The sequence below is a fragment of the Parachitinimonas caeni genome, assembly GCF_030129945.1.
Taxonomy (GTDB): domain Bacteria; phylum Pseudomonadota; class Gammaproteobacteria; order Burkholderiales; family Chitinimonadaceae; genus Parachitinimonas; species Parachitinimonas caeni.
Genome location: NZ_JARRAF010000014.1, coordinates 113,280 through 123,976, shown reverse-complemented (window position 1 = coordinate 123,976; position 10,697 = coordinate 113,280). Strand labels below are relative to the sequence as shown.

Sequence of the window (10,697 nt, the reverse complement as noted above, 5' to 3'; positions counted from 1 at the left end):
TTCAAAGCCTGCTGGCGACCGCTAAACTCAACGGCCTCGAACCCCTGGCCTGGCTGACCGCCACCCTTGAACGTCTCCCCACCTGGCCTAATGGCCGCATTGATGAACTACTCCCCCTGAATTCAACAACCGCTAGCTGATTCACGCTTCGGACGCAACGTGGGGCGATCGGACGGATACGGCAGTTCGTTCAAGGCAGCAGCCAGGGCTCGCAGTCTACGGCGTTGGCCCAGCACTGCGCCCCGCCTGCACCGCCGTCACCGATGCCGTTCATCATTGCGTTTGGGTTGGGTGGAGCGACGGTCTATCACGCTGCTACGGCGTGCGACCTTTTCGAGCGGGGTTGCCGGGTCGGCATGTCCTTCTTGGCGCTGCTCATCTACAACTGGAAGCAAGCGGCAGTCGGGATTGGAGTCATCGCGCTGGGCTGGCTGCTGATGAATGGCTGGCATGCCCAGGCGAAGGCATACAGTGCCGCGAAGCGCCAGTGGCAGAACACTTGGTTTTGCCATACGTGCGGGCAAGCACATCAGCGGGGCTGACCGCTGCAGCGATTACCGTAACTATCGTAATTACCGTAATCGCCTGGTTGCGTCCCACGGATGTCGCAGAGGCTGGATGTACGCTGAAACGCTCACAAGCGTACTGCGCGTGCAGCGTTGTGTGCTGTCACGCCACGAATCCCATCGCCTTTCGGGGCGAGATGGCGAGGGCTGGCAGGTCGCACACCTGAATGTGATCCCGCTCTTCTCTAGCAGCACGCCCCAGCGCGCTTCAACGCCAGCCCCAAGGTCCTGGGTGGCAAGTTCTTCAGCTTGTCCACCACCTGGTCGTCCAGCGTCGGTGCAAAACCTGACCCCCACGGGCTCTCGGCCCGCATGCGGCCATAAATCTGTCGAGCGATGTGAGCCACCTGCGCTGGCGTAGGGGCCTGCACGTGCAGCACCGTCATGCGTGACAGCAGCGGTGCTGGGATGCTCTCGATGCTGTTGGCTGTGGCGATCCAGTTCACGTGGCTGGCGTCGATAGCGAAGTCGCGGATCGAGAGGTCGATGAAGTCGCACGCGCTGCGAGGTTCCAGCAGGGTATAGAGCGCGGCGAGCGGGTCGTACTGACGTTGCTGGTCGGTCTTGTCGAGCTCGTCCAGCACGATCACCGGATTGGCCAGCGGCTGGTAGGCCAGTAGCTCAAACACCACGCCAGGCTCCGAGTTCGACCAGAACGATTCCGACCCGGCCAGCGGCGAGCTGGACTGGGTGCTGGCCATGTCGATCACACGGAAGTGAAGGCTCAGCCGCGCAGCCAACCAGCGGGCGGCCTCTGTCTTGCCAATCCCAGCAGGGCCGACCAGCAGGATAGGCGACCATGCGACACGGCCGTCGCCCATCGCATGCAGGGCGAAGTGGTCGTGCAGTACCTCGGCCAGTTCCGCGAAGTTGGGAAAGTCGCGCTGGAAGTCTTCGATCAGTTCTGTCCAGTCATCGGGCAGCTCACCCAGCTTGCGGCGTTCGTGGCCAGCAGCCCGGATGCGTTCGGCGATGTACTGCGCCCGCTTGCCCTTCTCGTCGGGCTTGGCGCGATGGCGCTCGACAAAGCTGCGCAGGCCTGCGGCGTCCAGAAATGCGATTTGGGGAGTTGCCCGGGGTGCCTGCGGGGCGGGCTGATCCGGCGCCGCAGCTGGTGGCTGCATGTCAGGCAACGACTGCACCAGCGCGTGCACGGCATCGTCGATGGACGGATCGAGCGGCTCGCCACGCACCGACTTCTCGGGCTTGGTGGCGGCCGGCAGTAGCCCTGCCGCTACAGCCAGTTTGTGATTGCGCTTGAGGTCTTCGGCGAAGAGCCCGATGGTGGCCTCGTGCTGCTTGCAGCGGACTCCCTGGCCTGCGTTCGCATCGCCGCCAATCACGGGCGCGGAGCAAACTGGGCAATGTTGTTGGGCGGCATGTCGGGCGGCTTCGATCAGATCCAACAAAGCCCTGTCTCTGTTGATGCTGGCGCCCACCAGTTCCACCCGCAGGCTGAGCTTGTCGCGCTGGTTGGTGGCGCAAAACAGCGGCAGGTGGCGGTAGTCGGCCGGCTTCATCAGCAGCTCGCACTGGCCCACGAAATGGGCCAGCACCGCCAAGTGGCCAGGGGCGGGCTCCACCACCTGCCTGGCCAGCCATGGGTGCTCGGTTTTCAAGGCCGCCAGGCGAGCTTGGTAGGCGGCGCGGCTCATGGGGCGACGGCTGTTAGGACGAGTCATGGCGGCCACTTTCGATTCACTATAAATTACTATAACAATGTAAGGCGCGATGATCCAGTGTTCGCTTGCTGCATTGGTCTTAGTTATAGTGATTTACTGTGATTCTTTTGGAGGCCGACATGTCTGCCTTAAGCAGCGAGCAACTCCCCATACTGGCCGGTGCGCTCTTGCGTCTGCGAGGCCTCACGTTGGCAGCGGTGTTTGACGCCACCGGAATTCGCGCGGCCAACCTGTCTGCATGGCTTAAAGGTAGACCGCAGGTCATCTCTGCGGCGCGCGTGACGGCGTTGCTTTACCACCTGGGTGTCCAAGGTGGGCAGCTTCGGTCGGACATGGTGCACACCTGGAGCGACCAAGGTGAATGGGCGCACCTGCGCACCGTTTTCAGCCTGCTTCAGGAGCCAGTGGCGCCCCGATGCTTGTTTCTCGATGAGCATCCCGGCTTGACCCACACAAGATTCCTGCAGTGGGGCGAGGCATGGTTTCGGCTGTCTCTGACGCCGGGTCCTACTGCGCAGGACGATCTGGCCGCGATTGTCAGGCCGGACCGCATGATCGTATTGCCTGTGGCGCTGGAGGGCATTCCAGCCCATGAACGGGAGAAGGTCGGTTCAACGCTGTTGAGCTTGGCTGAGCAAGGTGGACGTGAGATACCTTGCGGCCAGCTGGCTCATGGATTCATGCAGCGCGTGAAGGCGTCAACCACTGATCTCTTCGTGCCGACGAGCCTGGATGCAATTGGCTGGGCGATGCTGGAGACCACCCTGCGCAAAGCCATGCTAGAGGGGATGAGTCCGGCGGAGTTGGCGTTGAAGATTGAGATGAAGGTTTTGGGCTGAGACAATTCCTCACTTCGCAGTAGTCGGCATAAGTTAAACCAGATGGCCTCCGAAAAACTGGAGCGACATATTGCAATCGAAAGCAAATTTAGTCAATTTTATATAGATATCAACCGTATCAGGGAGTTTTAATGTCACTCAGAAGAGATTTCAAGAACCTAGGTGACGAAGGAGCGGCACTTGGCGCTCTCAAAGCCATTCTGGATAACTTTGGCGAGGGCTACCTCGCATCGAAAGATCAAAAGAAGCCACTGTCAATGCTTTGGAGTCGAACGGATAGACTCGCCACTGTGGAGCTGTTTATATTTGGAAGTTGCCTGCAAAAGGTGCTTGCTTCGAACCGAGAATGGGCCAAGAAAGTTATTCGTGAAATAAAAAAGAGTGATGTAAAAGCGCGAGGGTTGTGCACGGAAATAATCTACATAGGCTACTTTGGTTCTGAAAAATGGAAGATTGATCCAGCGGTGAAAAATAATCCCGGCTATGACTTCTCCCTAAGCGGCTCTGAGGGCAAGCGTCAATACATTTCGGTGAAGAATATTGACATCTCAGACGCCTATAAGGCGTTCGAAACTCGATCTCGCAGGCTCCGAAGTAAATGGCGGGAGAAGCTGCGCCTGACAGGCCTGAATTTCGGGTTGAGAGTGCAGGCTCAAATGCCGCTTGAACAGGAGCATTTTGATTTGATAATTGCAGCCTTTCAGAAATTGGAAATACAATCGTTACCGATTTTTGAGCCAGTTCCTGGCGTAATGGTGGCTGTGCACGAATTGCAAACAAATGCCAGAATTTCTGTTGGACATGTTTCGGACTCTGTTTTGATCCACTGTCCATCTCCCGCAACGGAAATGGAGCGCTATGCTTCGAAGATCAGATCGGCGGCCAGTAATATCTATAAACACACGTCCGGCGATAAGAATGCTATTCGTGTGGTATTTATCCGAATGCATGTCAATGCTGACTCTGAAGTGGTAAAGAAACAGGCTGATTTAATCGTAAATGAGCCAGATAGCAAAGCTGACTGCATCATCATCTATCAGCCAAGTTATGTGCGAGATGCGAGTAACAATTCTCTGATCAATCACTGTCTAATGCTCAGTGCGAATGTAATGTTCGCTGAAAAATCACATCACTTTGGTGTTGGTAAGGTCGTCATGCCCGTGGGGACAATCTCTTTTGAACCAGCCAAAGTTCAAATGAGGAATCTTCAAACGGGTGATACAAAACTTTTGGCCTCAAGTGACTACATCTTCCAGCAGGCCGACGTGTTTCAGGCTTCGACTGGGCAGGGGGAGTACATGGATATGGGATCGCCGGGTCCTGGATTTCGACTGCACACCGTGTTCTCAGATGCTGGGCAAAGTGTTCTATTTAGTTCGAAGATCAATGCGGAAAAGGACGATCTTTTGCTGATCTGAATGCGCACGATGAAAGGCGAAACGCACCAAGGCCCCTTTGGAATGACCGATCTACCCTGCCAGAAAGATAAGCTGAAGAAGCAGTAAAGTTCTCCAGTCGATTATTGTCGCGCCCATCGCCTCACATGGCACAACTTGCAGCCCTTCGCTCCTTGCTAAAGGTGCTTAAGTCGGGGGCAGCGCAAGCAGATAGGGGCCATGGTCTCTTCGACCGTGGTCGGTGCGTTCAGCTTTGAAAAACACCTTTTGGTGTTAGTACTATTCTCGTCAATCCGATACCTGCCTACATCAAAATCCTTACATCAACACTCTGTTGATGAGGGCCCATACTACGCAGGCAACCATACCGCTTCCTGCTCCAGTGCCATTCCCAGGTGCTGCATCTGCTCGGTCAGCTCGCGCACAGACGCCGGTAGTTGCGCCACGGCGGTGGTGAAGTGGCGCAAGGTGCCCCGCCATAGCTGGACGCTGCCATACCGCGCCAGCTTGCTTTCCCACTGCGGCATCAGCCAGAAATCGCAAGCATCGCCCAGCGCTTCACGAAGTCGCGTGAAATTGCTCAGGCCCACGCCGTCATAGTCCGCAAACAGAATCACCTGGCTGGCACGGGGCCGATGACCCAGCCATGACAGTAGCCTGCCGTCGAGCTGCCCGCCGTAGTACAGCAGCGAGGCCTGCGTGCCTTCGGGCAGCCAGTCCGTACGATCAAACAAGGCTTGGTTCTCGACGAGCCAGAGTGCTCGCTCGGAGTGCCAGGCGTCATCTGACTGAATGGAAAGTGAGGCCGCACCGAACTCGCGTGTGGCAGCACTCAGTGCCAACTCCGCTCCCCTTTCGACCTCACGCCAGCTGACTGTGTCGCCGACCGCCTTGAGCAGCGGGTAATAGCTGCCGTGTTGATGGCGCCGGGCCTTGCTGTCGCGGGCATGGGCCACGTGCTGTGCGCGCAGAGGGAGCTGTTCGGCGATTGACGGCTCCATCTGAGGGGAGAGCTGGGTCACGTGAGCGTCGAACACAGCCTGATTGCAAACGCTGTATACGTCTCCTCGGCCTTGGCGCAGACAGTTCACGGCACCAGTTTGCCGAGCAAATTGATCCAGGGCCCCGCGTTGTGCAGCGGTGAACTGGCTGGCGGGTAAGGGGCTCTTGCCTTGCAGCTTGAGCAACGCAGCGCGTAGGGCCTGCTCCGTCATCAGGCCTCCACGGGTTCGATGATCTGCCAGCTGAAGCGGCTGATCTGGTTACTGCCCTGCCGATGATGAATGGGCACGCAGTAGCGCACGGTGGTCAGCGGCGCCGGGGAGGCGAAGATCAGCGAGAAGCCGAACTCGGCAGCGGTCTCGATCAGACTGCGCTGGTTGCGCGCATCCAGCGCCAGGGCTTCGTCCAGATAGCAAATGCCTTGGATCGGGCGCCGTTGATCCTGCATCAGATGCAGCATGGCCAGGCCGGTCACCAGCTTGGCCATCAGCACCGTCCCGTTCGAGGCGGCGCTGTCGAGGTCGTCGAAGGCTTCCGGCTCGCGACCAGCCTTGCCCACCCAGAAGCGCAGCCGGAACAGGTCGGCCACGCGCAAGCCGTGGCGGGCATTGCCTTCCTCGATGAGTAGGGTTTTGGCGCGGTTGAGCTGGTCATCATCCAGCACGCTCTGCTGGTTGAAGAGTTCGAAGGTCTCGCCATTGCCGACTGTGGCAGCCGTGCTGATGAGCAGCTCGATGGCCTCGACGAGCGCGGTTTCGTCTTCGGGTTCGATCTTGAAGACCGCCAAATCGGAGAGCTGGCGCCCGCTGATCTTGCGATTGAACTCGCGCATCCGGCGCTTGAACGCGGCCAAGCCATCGCGCAGTTCGCGCAGGCAAGCCGCGACGTTCACCACCGCCGAACGAACCTTCTTTTCCAGGGCCTCGGCTTCCTGCGGCAGGTGATGGGCGAACTCCACCAGGCGCGCGATTTCTGCCTCGGGCTCACCGACGAACTGGTACTTGGTGAGCCCGCCCGTGTGGATTTCGCCCAGCAGTCGGCGGATCTGGTCGTCCAGTTCCAGCAACTGGCGGCAGTCAGCCTGATAGGTCTGCAGTCGCTCGGCCAGCTGGTCCAGCGCGAACTCCGGCTGTGCCAACCAGGGGTGGTGGAGTGAGTCGGACAGCCACGTGAACGGGCCTTCCTGATCGACGCGTTGGTTGCGGCGTTGCTCGATCTGCCGGTGCTGTTGCCCGAGTGAATCCAGATCCTTCTGCCGCTGTTGACGCTGCTGATCCAGCGCCCGGTACCGGGCAGCCGATTGCGCCAAACTGGTGGCCAGCTCGGCGAGCTTCTGGTCGAGTGTCACCAGCCGTGCTTGCCGCTCAGCGTCGCTGTCTTGCAGGGCCTGCATCTGGCTGTAGTCCCGCAATTCGGCGTCCAGCTGCACCAGCTGCTGTTCCAATCCATCACGTTCGCGTTGGACGAGTTCCAGCGCTTGTGCCGTCGCCAGCTGTTCCTTCAGCTGCACCTGCTGTTGCTGCAAATCCCGCAGCAGCTCGCCCAGCTCGGCCAGGCTGCGCTGTTGGTGCTGCTCAGGCAGGGCGGCGACGCGCAGCTGCAGTCCCGGAAGGCCAGCATGCTCACCATTGGCATCCCCCAAAGCCTTGGAGAGCGCCTGGCCATCGAGCTGGAAGTCTTCGGCGCCCAAGGTCAGCACGGGTCTGGCCAGCACCTTGTTCAGCGCCGCCAATTGATCGGGCGGCAACGCGCCTGCCAGCTGCTGGTAGAGGTTGTGGCCTTGGGTGCGCATCTCCTGTGTCAGCTGGGCCAGCTCTCTGTCCACGCGGGCGAGCTCGCGTTCGATGAATGCCGGAGGCCGGCTTTGCGCCTGTCCCAAGCGGACCACCAGAGCATCTCGTTGGGCCTGCACGTCGCGGCGGCACTTCTCCAGAACCGCCCGGCTTTCGACCAGAGCGAATCGCTGTTGCATTGCCTGCAGCTGTTGGCGCTCCTGGCGCAGTTGCTTCTGCTCCAGCTCCCACTGGCTCTGCTCCCGCACAGCCTGGCGATCCTGCTCTCGCAAGCGGTCCAGCTCGCCATCGCACTGCTGCAGCTCGTGCTGAAGGGCTTGCTGGCGTGATTCGAAGTGCTGCTGCCACTGGCCCAGGGCCTCGTCGATCATGGGCCGCCAGCACAGCAGCTTGCCGCGCAGGGTCAGTCGAGCATCTTGCTTGTGCTCCAGTTCAGCGAGGCTGCCCTTCAGGCGTTCGGCGGCCAGGTACTGACTGCGCTCAGCGTTGAGGTCGGCAAAGGCCTTGTCCCACTCCGCCTTGAAGTCGATGCTGGCATCCGGCAGATCACGCCGGAAGATTTGCAGCAGGTAGTCTTTCACCTCGCTGGAGCGCAGCTTGTCCAGCCGCAGCGTCCGGGTGAGCACACGCTGGAAGACGCTGGCGTCACTGGCGTGCTCCAGACGGAACACGCAGAAGTCTTGTGATCCGCTGAGCTTGCGATTCCGGCCGCCGTACACCATGTCGGCGAACTCGCTGCCGCTGTAGCTGAACACGCGGCGCCCATGGGTGGCCAGATGGCTGGCCAGCTTGGGCTGTGCCACAAGCGAGCCATCGGGCAGGCAGAACTCTTCCACCTTGAGCGGACCGGCGTAGGCAAAGTACTCGTACTCGAAGCTGACGCCTTTGCCGACGCAACCCAGCACCACGGTGCCGGATTCCGGCAACGACACCTCCAGCAGCACATAGGCGCTGTTGTTGGGGAAGTAAAACCGCCTGCTCTTCTCCACGTCGTGCGCGCCAAAGTCCATGCGGCGCCGGTCAATGATCAGCAGGAACTGCAGGGCATTGATCAGGCTGGTCTTGCCCGTGTTGTTGGGCGCCACCAGGGAGACTGCGCCATCCAGCGGAAGCTCGGCGCGCGAGTAGCCTGCGCTGCCAAGCAAAACCAGGCGTTGAAAGCCGTGCTGCATCAGTCGCTCTCCTCGTCGTTCAGCACGTCGTCGCCGCTCTCCTCAGGGGCAGCGTCCGCCTCGTTGTCGTCATCTCGGGAGGCTGCGGCCAGGCCCTCAAAGTGGTCCAGGTAGCGGCAGACGGCGGGCAACAGCCGCCAGCCTGCCGGCTCCGCCACTGCGAATCCCAGCGTGCAGGCGCGGCCCAGCAGATCGATCAGCCCATCGGGAGACAGCCCTTCGGCGTCCAGTAGGTCTTTCTGCTGTTCGTGCACCTCGGCCAGCCATTCCCGATCAATGAGCCAGTCAGTGAAGCGCTGTAGCGCTTTGCCTGCATTGGCTTTGGCGTCGAAGATGACCATGAACAGCAGGGCCAGTTGGCGGCTGACCTTGCCGATGTTGCTGCTGGCATCGGTGCTGTGGAACCAAGCAAAGCCTCGCGCATCCACGCGCAGTTCAAAGCCCAGCGCAGTGAAAAGACCGGCGTAGGCTGGTTCGTGCTGCTCAAGTTCGGCCCACAGTGCAGGCTCGGCCATGCGGTTCAGATGCTTGCCGGACAGGAACAAGCGGAAGAGCTCAGCCAGTGCTGGCATCTGTGCCAGTAGTGGCGTCAGTGGGTGCGGGGTCGTCATTCCGGAAGGCTCACTCGGTGAGGATGGTGCAGCACGCGGATGGCCTGCAAAGTGGTGGTCTCAGGGTGCTCACGGGCTTCAATCTGCCAACTGCTTTCGTTCTGCAACTCATGGAACAAGCGCAGCAGCGTTGAGTCCTGCAGGTGGCCGTGATGGGCATGCAGCCAGTCCAGCAGGCTGTCCACCGGAAGGCTGCTTCTCAGTTGCCGCCGGATGGCCGCCTCGTCCACGTGCTCCAGCAGCGGTGGGGCATTGCCGGGCTCATCTTGCGGGAAGGCCACCGATTGCGGCTGGTAGTGCTGCGCTGCGGCCATCACGGCTCGCACCTCATCGCCCAGCTGCAAGCGGAAGCCCCGCTCGTTGCGCCAAACGGGCATCGCGGTGTCGGCGGTATGCCGTGACAAGGCTCGGCGCAGGCCCCGCTTGCGCACCTGACCCAGCAGCAGGCTGACGGCACTGGTCAGCGCATTGTGTTGACGCATCTCCTCGCGCAACGGCAGCACCGTGTCGGCGCACTGTTGAGCGATCAGACGGCCAAATCGCCGCAGCTCCTTGGCCTGGTGCGCCACCTGCCTGAGCTGCAGGCGATGTGAGTACAGCCCGCCTTGAACCGACAGCTGCTCAAAGGCCAGGTCCAGCGAGCGCTCGGCGTCTTCCAGGTAACGGTAAAACGTGCCGTGCGGGCCGGTGTCCATCATCTGGTTCATCGGCTCCACGTAGTGGTCATAGGCCTCCAGCACACGCCGGTAGCGCTGGGCGATGGGCATGCTGGCGTCGGCGCTCTTGGCGTCTTCGGCGAGTTCCAGCAGCGCGTGGCGGTCTTGATCCAGTTGCAGGCTGATCTGGCGAAAGAGTTCAGCGAGCTTGTTGGCTGCCCCCCGTGCCCGATCCATGTCGGCAGCTTGCATGCCCTCGTTGAGTGCCTCCGTGGCCTCGCGGATGGCGGCAACGCGTGCTTGCAGCACGGCAGCCAGACCGAGCTCGTGCTCGCGAGTCAGCCCGCGCACGAAGTCCAGCACGTAGGCATTGAGCTGCAGGTCGCTGCTTCGTGCGCAGGGTTGGAGGATGTCTGCATTCACCATGGCGCGCAGGGCTGCCCCCTGGGCCTCGGCATCCATCTGCGGAGCCACCTTGGCGATGCAGCCCAGCACTTGTTCGGTGGTGAGCACCGCAAACTCGCGGGACAGCCTCACCAAGACCTCAACGGTGTCCCAGTACGTGTACAGCGCGTAGACCAGGGAACGCGGGTTGGCCATGTCAGCTCAACCTCCCGCCATGGCGAGCATCGTGCTCGGTGCGCGATTCCAGACCATTTGGTGTCGCCCACAGCCGCGCATGGCGGCACACCGGCCCGTGGCCGCAGCAAGGATTCAACCTTTTGCCTGATCTGGACGCATCTTTCTCCTGCACTGTCCCCAGCTGCCGCTGCCCACCAAACCTGTCGGCTTGGCGCCCAGCGGCCACATTCTTTGAGCTCGAAGAAGCGAACTCAAAGAATGTGCCGAATACCGTGGGGACAGCCTCTTTGCGAACGTGCGTCCAGTCTGAGTGTGCGACAGACGGTGCCAACCTTTGGGCGAAGACCGGTGCCTGCTTTGTGCGAAGCAGGTGGGGGCAATGTGCGAACTCAGTGTC

The 10,697-nt window shown here is 60.6% G+C and carries 9 protein-coding genes; 3 read left to right on the top strand and 6 right to left on the bottom strand.

The features are described from left to right. Positions 1 to 140: transposase domain-containing protein (locus tag PZA18_RS13430; protein WP_284101365.1), on the top strand; the 140-nt coding region annotated here is incomplete at its 5' end. Positions 141 to 257: 117 nt separating this feature from the next. On the opposite strand, the gene PZA18_RS13425 is transcribed toward PZA18_RS13430, so the two are convergent. After that, a complete protein-coding gene (locus PZA18_RS13425) occupies positions 258 to 452 on the bottom strand; it encodes a hypothetical protein (RefSeq protein WP_284101361.1) in 195 nt (64 codons plus the stop codon). 299 nt (positions 453 to 751) lie between these two features. Further along, entirely contained in the window at positions 752 to 2,248 is a 1,497-nt protein-coding gene (locus tag PZA18_RS13420) for an AAA family ATPase (protein ID WP_284101360.1), read from the bottom strand. A gap of 119 nt (positions 2,249 to 2,367) precedes the next feature. Between PZA18_RS13420 and PZA18_RS13415 the strand changes: the two genes are divergently transcribed. Both PZA18_RS13415 and PZA18_RS13410 read left to right on the top strand, forming a co-directional pair. Then, entirely contained in the window at positions 2,368 to 3,087 is a 720-nt protein-coding gene (locus tag PZA18_RS13415) for a helix-turn-helix domain-containing protein (protein WP_284101359.1), read from the top strand. Positions 3,088 to 3,218: 131 nt separating this feature from the next. Beyond that, the gene (locus tag PZA18_RS13410; protein ID WP_284101358.1) at positions 3,219 to 4,505 is read left to right on the top strand and encodes a hypothetical protein; all 1,287 of its coding nucleotides are present in this window, start codon (positions 3,219 to 3,221) and stop codon (positions 4,503 to 4,505) included. A 329-nt stretch (positions 4,506 to 4,834) separates the two neighbouring features. Here PZA18_RS13410 and PZA18_RS13405 read toward each other — a convergent pair whose 3' ends face one another. From PZA18_RS13405 to PZA18_RS13390, 4 genes are read right to left on the bottom strand one after another with little or no spacing between them, the layout of a single operon-like run. Continuing rightward, the gene (locus tag PZA18_RS13405; protein WP_284101357.1) at positions 4,835 to 5,698 is read right to left on the bottom strand and encodes a DUF7281 domain-containing protein; all 864 of its coding nucleotides are present in this window, start codon (positions 5,696 to 5,698) and stop codon (positions 4,835 to 4,837) included. After that, positions 5,698 to 8,451: a hypothetical protein gene (locus tag PZA18_RS13400; protein WP_284101356.1), complete on the bottom strand. Its 2,754-nt coding sequence runs from the start codon at positions 8,449 to 8,451 to the stop codon at positions 5,698 to 5,700. The genes PZA18_RS13405 and PZA18_RS13400 overlap by 1 nt, the downstream gene beginning before the upstream one ends. Beyond that, entirely contained in the window at positions 8,451 to 9,062 is a 612-nt protein-coding gene (locus tag PZA18_RS13395; RefSeq protein WP_284101355.1) for a condensin complex protein MksE, read from the bottom strand. The genes PZA18_RS13400 and PZA18_RS13395 overlap by 1 nt, the downstream gene beginning before the upstream one ends. Then, positions 9,059 to 10,318, bottom strand: coding sequence for a hypothetical protein (locus tag PZA18_RS13390; protein WP_284101354.1), 1,260 nt, complete (start codon positions 10,316 to 10,318; stop codon positions 9,059 to 9,061). Before PZA18_RS13390 ends, PZA18_RS13395 begins: the two co-directional genes overlap by 4 nt. Positions 10,319 to 10,697: the final 379 nt, after the last annotated feature.